At 42.6% G+C, this 19,703-nt stretch carries 15 protein-coding genes; 7 read left to right on the forward strand and 8 right to left on the reverse strand.

Annotated elements, in window-relative coordinates; all coding sequences use genetic code 11:
- The 4 genes from ctaD to lexA all read right to left on the reverse strand — a co-directional run bounded on the left by ctaD (position 1) and on the right by lexA (position 4,764).
- On the reverse strand, positions 1-1,623 hold the full coding sequence (ctaD, locus tag LMH66_RS14425; RefSeq protein ID WP_194944986.1) for a cytochrome c oxidase subunit I: 1,623 nt from the start codon (positions 1,621-1,623) through the stop codon (positions 1-3).
- Between the two features lie 9 nt (positions 1,624-1,632).
- Positions 1,633-3,201 (reverse strand): cytochrome c oxidase subunit II, encoded by a 1,569-nt coding sequence (gene coxB / locus LMH66_RS14430; RefSeq protein WP_229370820.1) that lies wholly within the window; start codon positions 3,199-3,201, stop codon positions 1,633-1,635.
- 442 nt (positions 3,202-3,643) lie between these two features.
- Positions 3,644-4,150, reverse strand: a complete 507-nt coding sequence (locus tag LMH66_RS14435) for a cell division inhibitor SulA (protein WP_229370821.1) — start codon at positions 4,148-4,150, stop codon at positions 3,644-3,646.
- A complete protein-coding gene (gene lexA, locus LMH66_RS14440; RefSeq protein ID WP_102526723.1) occupies positions 4,147-4,764 on the reverse strand; it encodes a transcriptional repressor LexA in 618 nt (205 codons plus the stop codon). Before lexA ends, LMH66_RS14435 begins: the two co-directional genes overlap by 4 nt.
- Before the next feature lie 418 nt (positions 4,765-5,182).
- On the opposite strand from lexA, the gene plsB reads away from it, so the two are divergent.
- Positions 5,183-7,603, forward strand: a complete 2,421-nt coding sequence (gene plsB / locus LMH66_RS14445; RefSeq protein WP_229370822.1) for a glycerol-3-phosphate 1-O-acyltransferase PlsB — start codon at positions 5,183-5,185, stop codon at positions 7,601-7,603.
- 11 nt (positions 7,604-7,614) lie between these two features.
- A complete protein-coding gene (gene mtr / locus LMH66_RS14450) occupies positions 7,615-8,859 on the forward strand; it encodes a tryptophan permease (RefSeq protein WP_229370823.1) in 1,245 nt (414 codons plus the stop codon).
- A gap of 27 nt (positions 8,860-8,886) precedes the next feature.
- Here the strand turns inward: mtr and LMH66_RS14455 are convergent, their stop codons facing one another.
- On the reverse strand, positions 8,887-9,939 hold the full coding sequence (locus tag LMH66_RS14455) for an AraC family transcriptional regulator (RefSeq protein ID WP_229370824.1): 1,053 nt from the start codon (positions 9,937-9,939) through the stop codon (positions 8,887-8,889).
- Positions 9,940-10,095: 156 nt separating this feature from the next.
- On the opposite strand from LMH66_RS14455, the gene LMH66_RS14460 reads away from it, so the two are divergent.
- From LMH66_RS14460 to LMH66_RS14475, 4 genes are all read left to right on the forward strand, one after another.
- A complete protein-coding gene (locus LMH66_RS14460; RefSeq protein ID WP_229370826.1) occupies positions 10,096-10,440 on the forward strand; it encodes an MFS transporter in 345 nt (114 codons plus the stop codon).
- Positions 10,437-11,660 carry an HlyD family secretion protein gene (locus tag LMH66_RS14465; protein ID WP_102526728.1) on the forward strand — a complete coding sequence of 408 codons (1,224 nt, stop codon included), beginning with the start codon at positions 10,437-10,439 and terminating at the stop codon, positions 11,658-11,660. The genes LMH66_RS14460 and LMH66_RS14465 overlap by 4 nt, the downstream gene beginning before the upstream one ends.
- Positions 11,661-11,868: 208 nt before the next feature.
- Entirely contained in the window at positions 11,869-12,657 is a 789-nt protein-coding gene (locus tag LMH66_RS14470; RefSeq protein ID WP_229370828.1) for a VOC family protein, read from the forward strand.
- A gap of 87 nt (positions 12,658-12,744) precedes the next feature.
- Complete coding sequence (locus tag LMH66_RS14475) at positions 12,745-13,011, forward strand: CorA family divalent cation transporter (protein WP_229370830.1); 267 nt, start codon at positions 12,745-12,747, stop codon at positions 13,009-13,011.
- A gap of 61 nt (positions 13,012-13,072) precedes the next feature.
- Here the strand turns inward: LMH66_RS14475 and LMH66_RS14480 are convergent, their stop codons facing one another.
- From LMH66_RS14480 to LMH66_RS14490, 3 genes are all read right to left on the reverse strand, one after another.
- The gene (locus LMH66_RS14480) at positions 13,073-16,216 is read right to left on the reverse strand and encodes an efflux RND transporter permease subunit (protein WP_229370832.1); all 3,144 of its coding nucleotides are present in this window, start codon (positions 16,214-16,216) and stop codon (positions 13,073-13,075) included.
- A 12-nt stretch (positions 16,217-16,228) separates the two neighbouring features.
- A complete protein-coding gene (locus LMH66_RS14485) occupies positions 16,229-17,857 on the reverse strand; it encodes an efflux RND transporter periplasmic adaptor subunit (protein ID WP_229370833.1) in 1,629 nt (542 codons plus the stop codon).
- Positions 17,858-18,016: 159 nt separating this feature from the next.
- Positions 18,017-18,484 (reverse strand): hypothetical protein, encoded by a 468-nt coding sequence (locus LMH66_RS14490; RefSeq protein ID WP_229370835.1) that lies wholly within the window; start codon positions 18,482-18,484, stop codon positions 18,017-18,019.
- 457 nt (positions 18,485-18,941) lie between these two features.
- On the opposite strand from LMH66_RS14490, the gene LMH66_RS14495 reads away from it, so the two are divergent.
- Positions 18,942-19,505, forward strand: a complete 564-nt coding sequence (locus LMH66_RS14495; protein ID WP_229370837.1) for a NapC/NirT family cytochrome c — start codon at positions 18,942-18,944, stop codon at positions 19,503-19,505.
- Positions 19,506-19,703: the final 198 nt, after the last annotated feature.

The raw sequence follows: 19,703 nt of genomic DNA on the forward strand, positions 1-19,703 counted from the left end.
TCACTTTACCTCTGGAGGTGTGGTGAATGAGTGATAAGGTGCTGGACTTGCGATGGTCCATTCTAGACCTTCAGCGCCTTCCCAAGGTTTATCTGCTGCTTTCTCGCCGCCTCTAATACACTTAATCACTACGGCTAGGAAGATAAGTTGCGATAAACCAAATGCAAACCCGCCAATAGAGACGATTTGGTTAACATCAGCAAATTGAATTGCATAATCAGGAATACGGCGAGGCATACCCGCAAGTCCTAAGAAATGCATTGGGAAAAACAACACGTTGACTGAAATCGTACTACACCAGAAATGCCAGCGACCTAAGGTTTCGCTATACATGTGTCCTGTCCATTTAGGTAGCCAGTAATAGGCGGCGGCCATGATGGAGTACACAGCACCCGTCACTAACACGTAGTGGAAGTGAGCAACCACAAAGTAAGTATCATGGTATTGGAAATCCGCAGGCGTAATTGCCAGCATCAGACCCGAGAACCCACCAATAGTGAACAAGATGATAAAGGCGACAGCGAATAACATCGGCGTTTCAAAGGTAATAGAACCACGCCACATCGTCGCGACCCAGTTAAACACTTTTACCCCAGTGGGCACCGCAATCAACATGGTGCAGTACATGAAAAATAGCTCGGCGAATACTGGCATACCCGTAGTAAACATGTGATGCGCCCATACCAAGAACGACAGAATCGCAATACTTGAGGTGGCGTAAACCATGGAGGAATAACCAAAGAGCTTTTTACGGCTAAAGGTAGGCACAATTGCCGAGATAATACCGAAGGAGGGTAAAATCATAATGTAAACTTCAGGGTGACCGAAGAACCAGAAAATATGCTGGAACATCACAGGATCGCCACCACCTGCAGCATCGAAGAAGCTAGTACCGAAGTATTTATCGGTTAATACCATGGTGACAGCACCTGCGAGTACGGGCATCACCGCTATCAATAAGAATGCAGTAATCAACCAAGTCCATACAAACAATGGCAACTTCATCCATGTCATACCTGGTGCGCGCATATTCACAATAGTCACGACCACGTTAATCGCGCCCATGATGGAGCTTATTCCCATAATGTGTACTGAGAAGACGAATAATGCCGTGGTATCAGGACTGTAGGTCGTTGATAGTGGTGCGTAGAAGGTCCAACCAAAGTTAGGCCCACCGCCTTCCATAAATAGCGAACTTAACAGAATGGCAAACGCGAATGGCAGAATCCAAAAACTCCAGTTATTCATCCGAGGTAGTGCCATATCTGGCGCACCAATCATCATTGGAATAAGCCAGTTAGCTAGGCCGGTAAAGGCTGGCATAACGGCACCAAAGACCATGATCAGCCCGTGAACTGTGGTCATTTGGTTGAAAAAGTTTGGATCAACTAATTGCAATCCTGGCTGGAACAGTTCGGCGCGGATAACCATCGCCATTGCACCGCCAGTGAGAAACATGATGAAACTAAACCATAAATATAATGAGCCAATGTCTTTATGGTTAGTGGTTAAAATCCAGCGCATGATGCCTTTCGGCGCGCCATGATGGTGATCATCATGGCCATGGTCATCGTGAGACTGACCATCATGAGCTTCGGTTGTATCTTGTGTAATAGTGCTCATTTTAATCCCTTACTTTCCATGACCATCAACGTCAGAAGCCTGTACAGCATCTCCAGAATCATTACCCCAAGCGTTTCGCTCATAGGTAATAACTGCTGCGAGTTGTTGCGGTGTGAGTAGAGAGCCAAATGCCTGCATTGCTGTACCAGCTTTGCCATTGACGACAACTTCAATATGGCCGTCAACAGGCCCTGTAATCGCTGGGCTGCCGATTAATGAAGGGAAAGCACCAGGTAAACCTGTGCCAGCGGCTTGGTGACATGCGGCGCAATTGGTCATATAGACTTGCTCACCCATGGTCATCAGTTCTTCCATGGTTAAATCATCAAGTACGACTTCTGCTTTTGCTTCTTCTATCACTTCGGTCACAGCTTCAGTTGCAGCTTGTTCTACTTGGTCAGCGGTCGCTGGTAAGGTCACAGGCGTTGCAATGTCACTTGCAGGGCCAGATTCAGTTGTTGAACCGCCGCCATTAATATCAGCTGCTTGTACAACATCACCTGAGTTATTACCCCAAGCATTTCGCTCGTAAGTTACAACAGCTGCGATTTCTGTAGCAGTAAGCTGTTTAGCAAATGCTTGCATTGCAGTGCCTGCTTTACCATTAACCACGATATCAACATGATGACTTACCGGGCCTTTAATCAGTGGACTACCAATCAGAGATGGGAATACACCAGGAAGACCTGCACCGTTTGGTTGGTGACATGCGGCGCAAACGCCCATATAGACTTGCTCACCTTGAGCCATTAACTCGTCATATGTGAGTGTTTGTGAAAGTGAAGCTTCAGCTGCAGCTTTGGCATCTACGGCTAGCTGCTTTTGGTCAAGCAGCCATTGCTCATAATCAGCTTCGGAAACGGCTTCAACCACGATTGGCATAAAGCCGTGATCTTTACCGCACAACTCAGCACATTGGCCACGGTAGGTGCCGATTTTATCGATTTTTGTCCATGCTTCATTAATGAAGCCAGGGTTGGCATCTTTTTTAACCGCAAATGCAGGTACCCACCATGAGTGAATAACATCATCACTGGTCATCAAGAATCGAACTTTACGATTAATAGGTAATACGAGAGGTTTATCGACTTCTAATAAGTAAGTTTCAGTCTTTTCCGCAGAGCCTTGGATTTGCTCTGCTGGCGTTGAGAGTAAACTAAAAAACTCGACATCTTCGTTGAAATAGCTGTAATGCCATTTCCACTGAGAGCCAGTCACTTTAATGGTTAAATCTGCATCGCTAGGATCTTCCATAGCAATCAGAGTTTTAGTGGCAGGAATTGCCATACCAATAAGGATGATAAATGGCACGATTGTCCATGCTATTTCAACCTTGGTACTGTCATGAAAATCAGCCGGCACTGCGCCTTTTGATTTTCTGTGGTAGATCATTGAGTAAATCATGATCCCAAAGACCACAACACCTATAGCACAACAGATATATAGAATAATCATGTGGAGGTCATAAACCTTGCCACTGATTTCTGTTACGCCTTGCGTCATGTTAAGCGGCATATCAGCCGCCGCAAGCGGTACTGCAAATAGCAGCACCATTAATCCATACAACAATCGCTTCACAAGACCACTCCTCTGCCAATTGCGATTTGCAATAACAACAAGGAAAAGTCACACAGTAATACTCTGCTCTATGCAAACTTCTCTATTCCCGAAAAAGTTTGATCACTTCAAAGTACACGGTGGCTGCGAGTATCAATACTCGATTATTCTATTGGTTTATGGTGGCCACACTTGTACCTAATACTGAACTTTTCAATTCTTAAATTGACGCTTTTTATTCAAGGCTTTCTATACCGCATGGTACCAGCACAATCTTTACAGCGTTTTGTAGCTTTTTATCATTTTATAAACTCAAGAGTGACAGCAAATTGTTACTCTCTTGTTAACTACATTACTTGGAGATTAAATATTGATCAAGATCACTTTATCATCTAATTTGCTGAAAAAAGGCGCAAAAAAAAGCCCTTCACATAAATGAAGGGCTTTTTAAAGAGAGATTTGTTTAGTGAAAAGCAGATAAATTTAAGCTTGTTGGTGTTACAGAAGTATTGGCACCCATATGTTCATCATGTAAGTGAGTATTTACATCTTCAATGATGACACCTTGTGCTAATGCGCTTTTAGCAACCAATTGAATACGTCGATTATCACGCGCATCTAGTGGTGTAGTCCAAGTAATAACGGCACTGGAAGTACCACTTGTTAGTGCTTTTTCCATCGCCCAAAGCGTTTCTACTTCATCTTTAGTGTGAACAAGTAAAACACGATCCATGCGAACGTTAGCGTTAGCCAATATTTGTTTATAGCCAATATGCGGAGGATTAATCAGTACAATCCAACGACCTTGCTGACTTAAAATGGCCAAATGGCTGCACAACTGGGTTAACTCAGTTAAGCCTTGGTTGGCACTTTGCTTAGTTTCAATGCCTTGTTTAACTGGCGCAGTTGTTGATGTCATATCGACCCATAAGCCTGGATGACGTGGTGCATTACCTAATAATGTGTTCATAACCAACCTCCATTTCGGATAACGCCAACTGCAAGCCCTTCAATTGTCAGGCTCTGGCATGTTAAATCTACTTTAATCGGCGAATATTGTTCATTTTCTGCGTGCAGATAAACAACGTTGCCTTTCTTTTCAAAACGTTTAACTGTGACGTCATCATCTACACGAGCGACGACCACTTGACCATTTTTAGCTTGCTGCATTTTGTGAACAGCTAATAGGTCACCTTCAATAATGCCAATGTCTTTCATACTGTCGCCACGAACTCGTAGTAAGAAATTAGCATTTGGTTTGAACATTTCAGGATCAACTTGGAAGTATTGTTCAACATGTTCCAGCGCAAGAATAGGTTCACCTGCTGCAACTTGTCCGATAAGAGGGAGGCCTTCTTCAACTTCCTCTTCTTCCTGAATCATGCGGATTCCGCGTGAAGTGCCAGGAATAATTTCGATACAGCCTTTCTTCGCCAGCGCCTTTAAATGTTCTTCGGCAGCGTTAGCACTTTTAAAGCCTAATCTAGTGGCAATTTCTGCACGAGTCGGTGGCATACCTGTCTCAGCAATATTACATTTAATTAGTTCTAGAATTTCAGCTTGTCGTGGCGTTAAAGGTCTCATATTGATTCCTGTTTTTTTATACAGTGACTGTCATTATATACAGTATCTTTGGTCGCGCAAGTATTAACCAATGAAATTTATGGTATCTGCTGGTTTATTGTTGTTTTTATTATGTGGTATTGGGTTTTAGTTTATATAAATCAATGTCTTGATTGTTTTAGGGTATGTGTGATTTTTATTGGTACTAATTTTAATATTAGTACTTAACAGAGAGGTTTCAGGTCGATACAGTATATTTATACAGTACTGTTGATGCATTTCGTCCAGCATAAATCAGCGTTGGAATTGCTTAATTATTTTCAGCTAACGGCCTTCATATTGCCGCTCAATTGTTAAATACAGATAAGCAGGTTAGTGAATCCCATCTAGATTCTGGTATCCTATGCGCAATAAATCGTTGTAGATAATGCGAATACTCATGCTAAAACCAGATTCTATCATTGCTAAATCGTTGCGTTGGATTCAGAAATTAATGGTACACAGTGTTGTTGTGCCTGAAGATCCGTTCGCTGACTTAAATCTAGATCCAGAAAAGCCAGTGGTCTATGTCATGAAGACAGAGTCGCTGAGTGACATTGCTGCTTTGCATGAAATGTCGGCTAAGTTTGGCTTACCAAGTCCTTATGAAAGACTGGATGTTGATGGTTTAAATACCCCAAGAATTGTCTGTGTTGAAGGACGTAAGCCGCTGTTTGGCAAGCGTCACAGTGGTGAAAAATTTGTCGCCAATTTCACCAAACTACTCGAATTACATCAAAAGAATAAAGAGTTAGATATTCAGTTGGTGCCTGTTAGTCTTTATTGGGGACGTATTCCTGGTAAAGAAGATGACACCATGACCGCTGCAGTGTTTGAACGCGAAAACCCGACTTGGCTGCGTAAGTGGTTAATGATCCTGTTTTTAGGTCGCCATAACTTTATTCAATTCTCTAATGCAATGTCATTACGTTACATGGCTGATGAGCATGGTACGGATGTCAGTATTGCCCATAAACTCATCCGCGTTGCACGAGTCCATTTCAGACGTCAACGTAAAGTGATGACAGGACCGCAACTGCCAAACCGTCAGGCGATGTTCAACTCGTTACTTAAGTCAGAATCTATTACTAAAGCGATTCAAGAAGAAGCGGCGAACAAAAAGATATCTGAAGAAAAAGCGCGCGAAAAAGCCATTGAGTACCTCGATGAAATTGCCGCTGATTATTCTGATAACTTGATCCGCATTGCTGAGCGCTTTTTAACTTGGTTATGGAACAAGTTATACAGTGGTATCAGTATTAAAAGTGCCGAAAAAGTCAGAAAGCTACACCATGACGGCCATGAAATTGTCTATGTGCCATGTCATCGTAGCCATATGGATTACTTATTACTGTCTTACATCCTTTATTATCAAGGCATGGTACCACCGCACATTGCTGCCGGAATTAACTTGAACTTTTGGCCTGCGGGGCCAATGTTCCGTCGTGGTGGTGCGTTCTTTATTCGTCGTAGTTTTAACGGTAATAAATTATATACCGCCGTATTCAGAGAATATTTAGATCAATTATTTGCCAAAGGTTATTCAGTTGAGTACTTCACTGAAGGTGGTCGCTCACGTACAGGTCGTTTACTAGCGCCAAAAACGGGCATGCTAGCGATGACTGTGAACAGTGTTTTGCGTGGCATTGAGCGTCCTGTGACATTGGTGCCTGTGTATTTGGGTTACGATCACGTGATGGAAGTGTCGACTTACCATAAAGAGTTAAGCGGTAAGAAGAAGCAAAAAGAATCGGTGTGGCAGGTATTTGGTGCATTACGTAAATTAGGTAATTTTGGTCAAGGTTATGTCAATTTTGGCGAACCCATTAACGTACAACAATTCTTGAACCAACAAGCGCCAGACTGGCGTGAAGAAATTGCTCAAGATCCTGAGCAAAAACCGACTTGGTTAACGCCTGCGGTTAACACACTTGCCAATAAAGTGATGACCAATATCAACAGTGCTGCGGCGGCGAGTTCAGTCACGTTAACCAGTATGGTGCTGTTGGCTGCAGAGCAAAATGCGTTAGAGCGCAGTGAGCTTGAAAGCCAGTTAGGCTTATACCTGAAGTTATTGAAAGATGTGCCGTACACCGGCTATACCTCGGTTGCCGAAGGGACGCCAAGTGAGTTGATTGAGCAATGTTTATCGCTGAAAAAGTTTACTTCAACTAGTGATCAATTAGGTGAGATTATTGCGATTGAAGAGCATGCGGTGATTGCGATGAGTTATTATCGCAATAACATTATTCACTTGATGGCAGTGCCTTCATTAATTGCCAGTTGCTTAGTGCAATATGAAGAACATAATCGTGAAAATATTCATAAAATCGTCAATGACTTTTACCCATTACTTAAAGCTGAATTGTTTATGGGTATCGAGGATTTAACCGCATATGTCGATCATGTTTTAGACTTGTTTGTTGAGCAGCAATTGATTTCAGGTACTGACGAGTTTGAAGTCAATCAAGGTAATATTACCCAGTTAATGCTATTGTCCGAAACTGTCAGTGAGACATTACAACGTTACGCGATTATCTTTAATTTATTGGCTTACAAGCCGGATATTGAACGTTCAGATCTCGAAAGCGCGAGCCATATGCTAGCTCAGCGTTTAGGTGCTTTACACGGAATTACTGCGCCAGAGTTTTATGATAAAAAACTCTACAATAATTTGAGTGTAAAATTAAAAGAATTAGGGCACTTGTCGGGTAGTGACAATCAATTTGCTGTCATCCGAATTCGTGACCATGCCAATGGCATGTTGCGATTATCTGTTCGTAAAACCATAGTCGATAGTGTGACTGTGGAACATGGGTAACGACTAACTTTATGAGTTCAACACAAACGCAGCCGAAAAATAAATCTTTGTTAGGCGGCGCAATGATCATTGCTGGTACCACTGTTGGTGCCGGTATGTTTTCTCTTCCTGTTGTGAGTGCTGGTATGTGGTTTGGCTATTCGATAGTCATGCTCATCGGCATTTGGTTCTGTATGTTAGTTTCAGGCTTATTGCTGTTAGAAACCAACTTACACTTTAAACCAGGTGACAGCTTTGACACTCTAACCAAAGTCACTTTAGGTCAGTTTTGGCGTATCGTGAACGGCCTATCAATAGCCTTCGTGCTATATATCCTTACCTATGCTTACATCAGTGGCGGTGGTTCGATTGTGAACCATACTTTGTCGGGTATGGGGATTAACTTGCCGCAAAGCCTCGCAGGATTAGTGTTTGCGGCCTTGCTAGCAGCTGTGGTGGTGATAAGTACTAAAGCCGTTGACCGTATCACGACTGTGATGATTGGCGGTATGATCATTACCTTCTTTTTAGCGGTGGGCAATCTACTCATTGATGTCGATAGCGTAAAATTATTAGTACCAGATGGCGAAGCAAGCTATGCGCCTTATATTTTAGCGGCGCTGCCTTTTGGTTTGGCAAGTTTTGGTTATCACGGTAACGTGCCTAGCCTAGTGAAGTACTACGGCAAACAGCCAAAGGTGATTATCAAAGCGATATTCATCGGTACTTTTATTGCGTTAGTGATTTATAGCTGTTGGTTAGCAGCCACGATGGGCAATATTTCTCGTAGCAGTTTCAGTGACATTATTGCCCAAGGCGGCAATATGGGCGTATTAGTTGGTGCATTATCTGAAGTCATGTCTAGCTCATGGCTTAATACCATGCTGACTTTATTTGCTAACCTTGCCGTAGCATCGTCTTTCTTAGGTGTCACACTCGGATTGTTTGATTACTTAGCCGATTTATTTGGTTTTGATGAGTCAAGCAATGGCCGTTTAAAAACCGCCGTGGTGACGTTTATTCCTCCAACTGTTTTAGGCTTATTATTCCCGAATGGTTTCTTAATGGCGATAGGTTTTGCGGCTTTAGCTGCCACTATTTGGACCGCGATTGTACCTGCGATGATGGCATATCAATCTCGTAAAATGTTTGCTGACGAAACGAGTTATCGCGTGCCAGGCGGCACACCATTGCTTGCTGTGGTGATGCTGTTTGGTATCGTCACTGGTGCTTGCCACTTGTTAGCAATGGCTGATTTACTGCCTGTGTATCAATAATGAAATGTTGATTGCTACAGTTTGATATTAAGCCCTCTTATGAGGGCTTTTTTGATGCAGCTTTTCAATATATTGAGTCGGTGTTTGACGATGAAGACGCTGAAAACTTTTACTGAAACTGCGTACATTCGCGTAGCCTAGCAAGGCCGAAACCTCACTCACGCTTCTTCCTTCTAGCATATAGTTGATCGCCAAATTACCGAGAATATAGCGCATTAACTCCGTAAAACTGAATCCGTTTTGCTGCAGACGCCTTTGCAGTTGTTGACGTGAAAAACCGCACAAATCTGCCAATGAGTCCACTGTAGGTAAACCATAAAAGCGAATGTAATTGACTAACTCATACAGCACCTTAGGTGTGTCATGGGTTTGTGGCATATTTAAATAAGAGTCAAGCTGATTGAGTGAGATGCTGTTGCTGTTATTTTTTTTAATTTGCTGCAGCGTTGACTGAGAAGATAAAAAATCTTGTTCAGAGCTTATTAAAGAGTCTATGTCCAACCACATTTCTGTAAGCGGGGCATTCCATGTCACTTTACAGCCAAAAGCTTGTTCAACCCCCAGTTGGCCAATTAAAGGGCCGCTAAGCATGACTTTTTTGGGCTGAAAATCTGCTCCGAGAAAATACCGACAAGTGTTTAGTAAGGTCAGTGCGACTCTCAACGAGTCATGAGATTTTGCTTTTGAGTTGACGTAATCATTGCGATAACACCACTTAATGATTTTGTTTGACTGAGCTCCGTAATAACTAGCCCCTGAATGAAAACAAGCCATAGCATAGTTAACCCGTCTAAAGGTGATGGCTAAATCAGGTGTGGCGAGAAACCAATTATTAGGCAGGTTAAATCTGCCGATATCTAAATATTCTTGAATGTTAAGCATGTAGTCACTGTCACCTGTTAACAACTCAATTTTTGTTAACCACATGGCCACCTCCGAGAAAGGGATCAATGTCATGGGCTCTAACATCAAACTATCAGGGATCGAAAGATCCTTATGGGTGATGTTATAGCGATCTTCAACCCCTTGCAGTACAGGAAGCACACAGCAAACGCGGATAAAAGAGACATTAAAAGCCATGGCAATTTCTCTGTAGTAAAGGTTCAGGTTAATGACATGAAGGTGTCAGATTAACTCAAAAAATAACATTTATTGATACAAATGGGTACTTAATGTTGTGATTTGAAGCGGTAGGGGCAAACTAGCCACATCTAAGTTTACAGAAGTGAGATCAATATGAGTTTATTCAGTATGCCATTCGTCGATTCAGGTGTTGATGCTGCACTTCATGGCGTTGCATTAGTGGTTTTAGTCGGCGTAGTTGCCGCAGCAGGTTATGGCTTTTGGAAGGTACATGAATTGCCAATCGATAAGGCGCATAAAGAAAACCATCAACAAATAGGGCTCATCACTGCGCTCACCTGGATAGGCTTTTTGTGGCATTGGGTTTGGGTATTAGCTGTGATGGTTGCGTTTATTGATACTGGTAAAGCACTGAGAAAAATTAGAGATGTATGGCGTGAAAAGGATACTGACGAACCAGTATCAGCCACTCCCCAAAAAGAAGAGGTTAACTCATGATTGAAGGTTTAGCCGTATGGGCATTGTTTATTTATATTCTGCGTATGGTGGGTATGCCGTGGAATAAAGGCACTAAAGCGTTTGCATATTTAGGGGGCACGGGTTGGTTAATGTTCGTGTGGGTCGGTTTATTAAATTATGCACCTATGGATATTACAGGCGGCTCTGTTGTGCAATCACCGCATATTCAGTTACGTCCTGCGTCAACGCAAATTAAAGGTAATGTAAAAGGCATTTATGTTGAACCCAATGAAAGGGTCGTGGCTGGGCAGTTGATATATGAGCTTGATGATGAGCCTTACCAAATTGCTTTAAATAAAGCCTCTGTGGGTAAGCAAACCGCGACAGTCGCATTGTCACTAGCGAAAGAAGATATCCTTATTGCAGAGAAAGAACTGCAATCGGCAAATTCTGATGAAGCCATCAGTAAAAACCAATTGCATGCAGCTAAGAAAGATTTAACTTGGAAAGAGACAACGCTGGCGCGTTACGTTGAGCAAAATAGCATAGTGCCTGACACGATTACAGAAAGTCAGTTAGATGAGCAGCAAACAGCTGTTGATTTAGCTCAAGCCAAAGTCGATGCCTATGTCACTCAAATTGCTAAATCGAAAACTGAAGTTCAAAAAGCCAAGCTCGATATTCAAAAAGCTCACTTAACGGTTGATAGCCGTCAGTCGGATTTAGAAAGTGAAATCGAAAATGTGGCTCAAGCACAATGGAACCTTGATAATACAAAGGTTTATGCACCTGCTAATGGTTATGTGACTAACTTCATTATGCGAGAAGGCCAATATGTTGGTGTTGCGCCGAGAATTCAGATGTATACCGATGAAAAGTATGTACTGATGCGAGTCAATCACCAAGCGATACGTAACGTTGAGGTTGGCCAAATGGCGGAGTTTGCATCAGCGGTGTACCCAAGTAAAATTTTCAACGCTGAAGTTGAAGGGATTATTGAGGCAACAGGAGAGGCGCAAGGCAGCTTATTAGCACGTGATGACAATGTCAGACAGACCACAGGGCAAAACATCAATAATAAGCATCACTTTGTGCGCTTAAAACTACAAGAGTCTGCAGAGTATGATATCCCAGTAGGTTCAGTTGGATTAGCTTGGGTATCAGGGACTAAACCTGCTGAGTTTATGAGCTTTTTAGATGTGATACGCGGCATTATTATTCGAATGAAGTCTCAGATTTACTATATCTGGTCTATATAAAGGTAAGTTCTTAACATAAAGATAAGTACTTAACGATTGAATTAGTGAGTCTCAAACGTTCCAAAAGCGTCCTTAGATAAGGGCGCTTTTTTATGCCAGTAAAGAGTTGTATTTATCAAGATTCACCTCGACAGCGGCTGAAAAAACGTCTTAACTGTTAAGTCATGTTCACGTTATTCATTGCTAACTATTACAAGGACAAGTATGTATGAAAGTGTCTAAATACGCTCAAGGTCAGCCTTGTTGGGTAGAGCTTGCAAGTCATGACTGGTTTTCTGCCAAAAGCTTTTACCAAAACCTTTTTCAATGGCACGCCGATGATATGCCTATGCCAGAAGGTCATTACACTATGCTGCAGATAGAGGGTGATGATATTGGTGCTATGTATCAAATGCCAAAAGAAATGGCATCACAGCCGACACATTGGGAGCTGTATTTTGCAGTCGATAATGTCGACGAAACAGTGAAATTGATTAAACATGCTGGTGGCGAAATTATTGCAGGCCCTCATGAAGTGGGAGATTCAGGCCGCATGGCCGTGTGCCATGATCCAGAAGGGGCGCGTTTTTCTATTTGGCAAGCCATTGAACATGTAGGAATTAAACGTTCTTTTGAACCTAATACACTTTGCTGGGTTGAGTACATGTGCCGCAATGCAGGCTTATCTAAAAACTTTTACTGCCAAGTTTTGGGCTTTGACACTGAAACGGTGGACATGTCGGAAGTGGGTGTTGCTGAGTATACCCAATGGATGGTGGCTCAGCAGGCTATTGGTGGCATGATGGAAATGACCGAAGAGTTTGGCGATATGCCACCTCACTGGATGTTGTATTTTAGCGTTGAAGATTGCGATGCAATGGCAGCTAAAGCGGATGAATTGGGCGGTAAAATTTGCGTGCCGCCGACAGATATACCTGATGTGGGTCGGTTTGCGGTGATTGATGATCCTCAAGGAGGCACATTTTCAATCATTAAACTGAGTCTACCTGATTGCTAAATTATACTTTCGCCAAGGTCATGGGTTTGTTAGCTTAGTGAATCAGACAAAATTTTTAGTTTTATCAACTCAGTTCAAGGAAGAAACATGTCGCAGACCAAAGAGCAAAAATTAGCAGATATTCAAAAGAAAATGACCATGGTAGCAGTGATTGATTTCCCTGGAACCTTGCTAATGGCTGCGGGCTTGTATGGCATTTTTGCAGGCTTTAACATTGCAACGCTGCCGATGTTAGATAATACGAATGTGCAGTATGTCATGGTGGCGATTGGCGGTGTGACCATGATGTGGGGAATGGTAAAAATGATGCAATTAGCCAAACTTAAACAACAGATCATGAGTGAAGATCTATAAAATCAATGTTGTGTTTATAAAATTTAAAAGGCGCTGAGAGCGCCTTTTTTGATGGTGTTATTTAATCAGATGATCTTGGTAGTTTCCTGCCATATATCAGTAAATAAATGGCTGGAATAACAAACAATGACAGTAATGGGGCGGTGACCATGCCACCGACCATAGGCGCGGCAATTTTCTGCATTACTTCATTACCTGTACCACTGCCCCACATAATTGGCAGTAATCCAAAGAAAATGGTGGCAACGGTCATGGCTTTAGGGCGAATACGCATCACGGCGCCGTGGATTAACGCCTCGCTTAAATCACTGCGCTGCTTGTATTGCCCTTTGGCTTGTCTGTCTTTAATGCTGTTATTCAAATATACCTGCATCACCACACCAAATTCAGCCGCGACCCCTGCAAGTGCAATCATCCCGACAGAAACTGCTACCGAGAAATTGAAATCCAACAAGTACAATAACCATGCACTGCCAACAAGCGAAAATGGCAGGCTCAACATGATCACTGAGGCCTGGGTAAATGAGCCAAAAGTCATCATTAGCAGCATGAAAATCACCGCAAGCATTAACGGAATAACCAACTCCATTTTTGCTTCCACGCGTTGCATATACTCATATTGGCCTGCAAAAGTGTAGCTATATCTAGGTGGAAGCTGAACTTGTTCATTAAGCGCTTGTTTGGCTGTAGCAATATACTCACCAATGGATATGTTGTCCAAATCGACAAATACCCAACTGATTAATCTACCATTTTCACTGGCAAGCATGGGCGCACCGTCGCTAATAGAAATGGTTGCTAAGTTGCCTAATGGTAAGTATTTACCTGTTTTGGTCATGACAGGTAAGTCTTGCAGCTTTTCGATACTGTCACGCAGTTCGCGGGGGTAGCGAATATTGATTGGGTAACGTTCTTGCCCTTGAATAGATTGACCCACTTGCATACCGCCAATGGCCATTTGCACCACATCTTGAATGTCTTTGAGGGTCATTCCGTAACGAGCAGCATTTTTAAGATCTGGCTCAATATCAATATAGCGGCCACCACTTGTTCGCTGAGCAAATGCCGATTGCGTACCAGGTAGTTGACTGACAACGGCTTCTATTTCAGTGCCAATACGCTGAAGTTCATCAATATCTGCGCCGGAAATCTTAATTCCGACAGGGGTTCGTACTCCTGTTGAGAGCATATCAATGCGAGTTTTTATCGGTTGAACCCAAGCATTGGTCATTCCGGGTACTTTAACCGTCTTTTGAAGCTCAGCAATGATCCCCTCAAGTGTCATGCCTTCGCGCCACGTTTCACGTGGGTTAAGCATGATGGTGGTTTCTAGCATGGTTAATGGCGCAGGATCGGTGGCAGTCATCGCTCGGCCAACCTTACCAAATACCCGCTTTACCTCGGGTACAGTTTTAATGAGTCGGTCAGTTTGCTGCAAAATTTCAGCGGCTTTACCAGCACTTACGCTTGGTAGAGTCGTTGGCATATAAAGCAAATCACCTTCTTCAAGTTCAGGCATAAACTCGCTGCCCATTTTTGTCATTGGATACACCGCACTGCCAAGGGCAATGATGGCTAATAAGATGGTGAACTTTGGAAATTTAAGCACTAAACGCAGCATAGGCTCGTAAATGGCAATCAATAGTCTGCTGAGAGGGTTTTTCTTCTCATCAGGGATTTTACCGCGAACGAAATAGCCCATTAACACCGGGATCAAGGTAATAGCTAATATCGCACTGGCAGCCATGGCAAAGGTTTTAGTAAATGCCAAAGGGTGGAATAATCGGCCTTCTTGAGCTTCTAGGGCAAACACGGGCACAAAGCTTAAGGTGATAATCAACAGACTGAAAAATAGTGCTGGGCCGACTTCAACCGAAGCTTTTCGTACTAACTCCCAATGGGTGTCACCCGTAGGAGTTTGACCATTATGTTTTTCTCGATATTGTTCTAAATGCTTATGCACATTTTCGACCATCACAATGGCGGCATCCACCACTGCTCCTATGGCAATGGCTATACCACCTAAACTCATGATGTTGGCATTTACCCCGATAATATTCATCACGATAAAACTGATTAATATCGAGATTGGCAACGAGATAATCGCTACTAAGGTTGAGCGGGCATGAAGCAAGAAAATCAGGCAGATAATGCCTACGACCATCATTTCTTCGAGCACTTTATGTTTAAGATTGTCCACTGAGTTAAGAATAAGCTCAGAGCGATCGTAAGTGATCACTAACTCCACCCCATCAGGCAGGCCGTTTTCGATTTCTTTAAGCTTATCTTTGACATTGTTGATGGTGGCGAGGGCATTTTCACCGTAACGCATCACCACAATGCCGCCAACCACTTCACCTTTACCATCTAGTTCGGCGATTCCGCGTCGGGCGGCAGGCCCTGTGCGTAGTTGCGCCACATCTTTCATCAATACCGGCGTGCCAGATTCAGACACTATGCCTAATGGTATTTCCCTAAAGTCAGCCAGTGTTTGCCGATAACCTGTTGAAGTGATCATGTACTCGGCTTCTGCCATTTCAATGACTGAGCCACCTGTTGAACTGTTAGAATTGTCTAAGGCATTTTTTACAGTCATTAAATCAATTTGATACAAAGCCAACTTATGCGGGTCAACAATGATTTGGTATGACTGCTCCATGCCGCCAATAGTCGCGACTTCTGACACGCCGCTAACACTTTGTAACTCAAGCTTTAAAAACCAATCTTGCAGTGAACGCAATTGCGCTAAATCATGTTGGCCTTTGCGATCAACTAACGCGTACTGAAATACCCAACCAACTCCAGATGCGTCAGGTCCCAGAGTGGGAGTGACATTGTCGGGTAGCTGTCCTTGGGTTTGGGATAAATATTCTAAGACTCGGGAGCGAGCCCAATAAATATCGGTGCCGTCTTCAAAAATAATGTAGACGTAAGAGTCGCCAAACATAGAAAAACCACGAACGGTTTTAGCACCAGGTACGGCGAGCATGGCGGTTGATAACGGATAGGTTATTTGGTCTTCAACTAATTGTGGTGCTTGGCCTGGGTATGAGGTTTTTACAATCACTTGCACATCAGATAAATCTGGTAGTGCATCAAGTGGCGTCATGCGCATTGCCTGATAACCAATTAAGGCAATCACGGCAGTAAGCACTAACACCATAGCTCTTTGCCTAATTGAGGCGCTGATTATTTTTTCTAACATGTCGGCCTCCGATTAATGATGCGCATGAGGATCAGCTGCGGGTTCAGTATTACTGCCACTTAATCGTTGCAAGCTACCTTGAATACTGGCTTCAGAATCTAATAAGAATTGGCCGGATACGATGACCTTTTCACCCGCTTGCAGACCTTCGATAATCTCTGCTTTACCTTGAGCAATCATACCGACTTTAACGGCTACTGAAGCAAAGCTATTATCATCACGTTGGACTACAACACGGTTCTCTCGGCCTGTTTGAATTAATGCTTCAGTAGGAATGGATAATACGCCGCGCTTTGGGCCGCCAAATAATTTCACATCAACTAAGCTGCCTGGTTTTAAGCTTTTACCTGGATTTTCGAGTTTGATGCGCACTCGCATCGCACGAGAGACGGGATCAAGTTCTGGGTAGATATAATCGATTGTGGACTCAAGATCGAACAAACCTTGGGCTGAAGACGTTACTTCAACTGGGCGACCTTGCTCTAACCAGCTTTGCTCATTTTCAAACACATCAGCAATAACCCAAACACTTCGTAAGTCGACGATTTCAAATAAGGTTGTTCCGGGTTCAACATACATACCATGACGAACACTCAGTTGACTGATAAAGCCATCTTGGTCGGCATAATATGGAACGCGATAAATGGTCTCGCCAGTGTTTTCCAGTTGTTTAATAGTTGTGGAACTCACCCCAAGTAGTTCAAGGCGTAATCGAGCTTTTTTAAGCAGCCCAGCACCGCGTTCAGGGTCTTGCATGAGATAATCTTTGGCTTGCATATAATCATCTTGAGCGTTGATTAACTCAGGGGAATACAGTTCATATAGCAGCTGGCCTTTTTTAACCCTCTGACCAACATTATGGATCATGAGAGTTTCTAACCAACCACTGACACGGGTATGCGCATGGCCAATGGTGTTTTCGTTGTATTCGACGGTGCCAATGGTTTTAACGAGTTTCCATAATGTGCCTTCGCTGACTTGCTCACTACGCATCCCAAGTGCTTGTTGCATACCTCCGGATACGCCAACCACGACTTCTTCGCCTACGCCGCCCATAGTGACTTTTTCTAGATTCATTCCGCAAATAGGGCAGGTGCCTTGTTCATCAGAAATCACGTGAGGGTGCATTGGGCAAACGTATTTGATATTACCTTCATCATTCGCTTGTGTAGTGGTGAGTAATGCCGGTTTAGGCTGACTAAGTACCTGCTCAGCTTTAGATTGACTTGCTGACTTATCAGGCAGAGTCACAGCATGAGTATGGCTATGAGCCGCATGTTCAACTGAAGTGGACTCTTCCTCTTCTTCCTTGACTAAGAACATATTACATTGCGGGCAACGACCTTTTTCATGGCTGGTTTCTTCAGGGTGCATTGGGCAATAGTAAGTGGGGTTATTTGTCACTAATTCATCGATTGCAGATTGCTCATTTTTGACCAGAAACATATTACACAGTGAGCAACGGCCTTTTTCATGGCTGGTTTCTTCTGGATGCATTGGGCATGAATACATTGGATGCGGATCAATTGAGTGATCAGCATGTTGATGATTATCTCGGGTATCAGTAGCTGCGTTAGCGGTGCTAATAGCAAGTACAGCCCCCAACGTCATTGCAATAAAAAGACTGATAATGTGTTTCATAAAAACCTCAAGTAACGAATGACGAACAACAATCCACATTTAGCAGTGAATTAGGTCATCGTAAAAGTAAAACCGGTAAAGTGATCGTTTGTAAAAATGCGCCATATGAAATCACGTTTTGGTGATGTAAACAGTAATGGATGGCGGGTTTAATGCAGTTTAGGCAATAGGAGGTTTAAATGCTGGCAAGGTTTGATGGTAAAAAAAATGCGGTAATTTAGTTGCTTCTGCTTTTATATTCAGTGATTTAGCAATGATGATATCGACATTCTGCATGTGACCGGTCATCGAAATTTTCATACAATGACTGCAATCAAGACTGCAACCTGCCACTGAATCACAACATGAAGATGGTTCGGTCTGTGCTATATCAGTTATAGAGTCGCAACAATGTTTGCTTTGCTTGTTACTGTCTATTATTGAGGGGATGTTGGTCGATACCTGCTGGTGGCAGTCCATCGTAGCGCTTTCCACATCCTCGGTAGCTGCATCACTCGTTGGTTCTTTATCAACTATATGAGTCATAGGCATTGCCACCATCGCATAGCCATTAGTGACTAAGCCTTGTCCGAGTAATGCGAACAAAGCGAAGAAAATAATGATGTGGTGAGACAGTTTAACGCTCATTTATAGCCTGTAGATCCTAATTATTAAAAATCGTAATAACAGTAAAAGAATTTTACTCATTAACTTGGCGAATATAGCTTGTTAACATTCAGCGAGCAATAAAACGGGTCACAAAATAGATAATTAAATAAGATAGATTGTTTAAGTTAATGATAGTTCATTAGTTTCATTGATGGTGTCAGTTTTATGAACTTTCTAGATATTGTTAAAGAAACTTTGCCAATAAGCCCAGCTTGTATTAGGTTTAAGTAAGCTAGATTGGGTCACTAATTTTGTGGTTATTTCGATCTAGGTCTCATTTTGAACATAATGTAGCAACTTATTAATTAAAACATGCCTTTAAATCATTTTTTTAAGGCAAAAACAACCTAGAATACAAATATTATTTTTAGAATTTAAAAATTATATTTTAGAGTTTAAGAATTATAAATTATAAATTTTCTATTGGAGATGACCGATGAACTGGCGTGCACTTTTCAAACCAAGCGCAAAATATTCAATTATCGCACTGATTGTAGTCGGTGTGATTATGGGTGTAGTAGGCTACTTCGCTACACAGCAAACCTTACATGCGACAAGTACAGATGCTTTCTGTATGACTTGTCACAGTAACCACTCACTAAAAGATGAAGTACTTGCTTCAGCTCATGGTGGTGGAAGCGCAGGTGTAACTGTGCAATGTCAAGATTGTCACCTTCCACATGGCCCAGTTGATTACTTGGTTAAGAAAATCATCGTATCGAAAGATCTATATGGTTTTGTGACTATCAAAGATTTCAACACGCAAGCATGGTTAGATGAAAACCGTAAAGAGCAAGCAGATATTGCACTTGAATATTTCCGTGCAACTGACTCAGCTAACTGCCAACATTGTCATACTCGTATCTACGAAGATCAGCCTGAAACAATGAAGAAAATGGCTAAAAGAATGCACGAACGCAACGCCAAGCAAGAAGGCGATAAGAGAAAGACTTGTGTAGATTGTCATAAAGGTGTTGCTCACCCTTACCCTAAAAAGTAAGTAGACCTACATAAGAGGTGGCGAATAGGGAGTGATGACCCTTGCAGCTATCAATTAAAAAAACCTTGCTATGGCGAGGTTTTTTTATGGCTGAAATTTGCTGTTGTGAATTAAAAAGCAAGAAGGCGACTATTATTCTAAGCAGAAAGACTTGTGTAGATTGTCATAAAGGTGTTGCTCACCCTTACCCTAAAAAGT

This window comes from Shewanella sp. 10N.7 (assembly GCF_020806285.1).
GTDB classification, from domain to species: Bacteria; Pseudomonadota; Gammaproteobacteria; order Enterobacterales; family Shewanellaceae; genus Shewanella; species Shewanella electrodiphila.

Excerpts from the sequence above, each read along its gene's own strand:
- ctaD (WP_194944986.1), bottom strand. The coding sequence starts at position 1,623 with ATGAGCACTATTACACAAGATACAACCGAAGCTCATGATGGTCAGTCT.
- LMH66_RS14435 (WP_229370821.1), bottom strand. The coding sequence starts at position 4,150 with ATGAACACATTATTAGGTAATGCACCACGTCATCCAGGCTTATGGGTC.
- lexA (WP_102526723.1), bottom strand. The coding sequence starts at position 4,764 with ATGAGACCTTTAACGCCACGACAAGCTGAAATTCTAGAACTAATTAAA.
- plsB (WP_229370822.1), top strand. The coding sequence starts at position 5,183 with ATGCTAAAACCAGATTCTATCATTGCTAAATCGTTGCGTTGGATTCAG.
- mtr (WP_229370823.1), top strand. The coding sequence starts at position 7,615 with ATGAGTTCAACACAAACGCAGCCGAAAAATAAATCTTTGTTAGGCGGC.
- LMH66_RS14455 (WP_229370824.1), bottom strand. The coding sequence starts at position 9,939 with ATGGCTTTTAATGTCTCTTTTATCCGCGTTTGCTGTGTGCTTCCTGTA.
- LMH66_RS14460 (WP_229370826.1), top strand. The coding sequence starts at position 10,096 with ATGAGTTTATTCAGTATGCCATTCGTCGATTCAGGTGTTGATGCTGCA.
- LMH66_RS14465 (WP_102526728.1), top strand. The coding sequence starts at position 10,437 with ATGATTGAAGGTTTAGCCGTATGGGCATTGTTTATTTATATTCTGCGT.
- LMH66_RS14470 (WP_229370828.1), top strand. The coding sequence starts at position 11,869 with ATGAAAGTGTCTAAATACGCTCAAGGTCAGCCTTGTTGGGTAGAGCTT.
- LMH66_RS14475 (WP_229370830.1), top strand. The coding sequence starts at position 12,745 with ATGTCGCAGACCAAAGAGCAAAAATTAGCAGATATTCAAAAGAAAATG.
- LMH66_RS14480 (WP_229370832.1), bottom strand. The coding sequence starts at position 16,216 with ATGTTAGAAAAAATAATCAGCGCCTCAATTAGGCAAAGAGCTATGGTG.
- LMH66_RS14485 (WP_229370833.1), bottom strand. The coding sequence starts at position 17,857 with ATGAAACACATTATCAGTCTTTTTATTGCAATGACGTTGGGGGCTGTA.
- LMH66_RS14490 (WP_229370835.1), bottom strand. The coding sequence starts at position 18,484 with ATGAGCGTTAAACTGTCTCACCACATCATTATTTTCTTCGCTTTGTTC.
- LMH66_RS14495 (WP_229370837.1), top strand. The coding sequence starts at position 18,942 with ATGAACTGGCGTGCACTTTTCAAACCAAGCGCAAAATATTCAATTATC.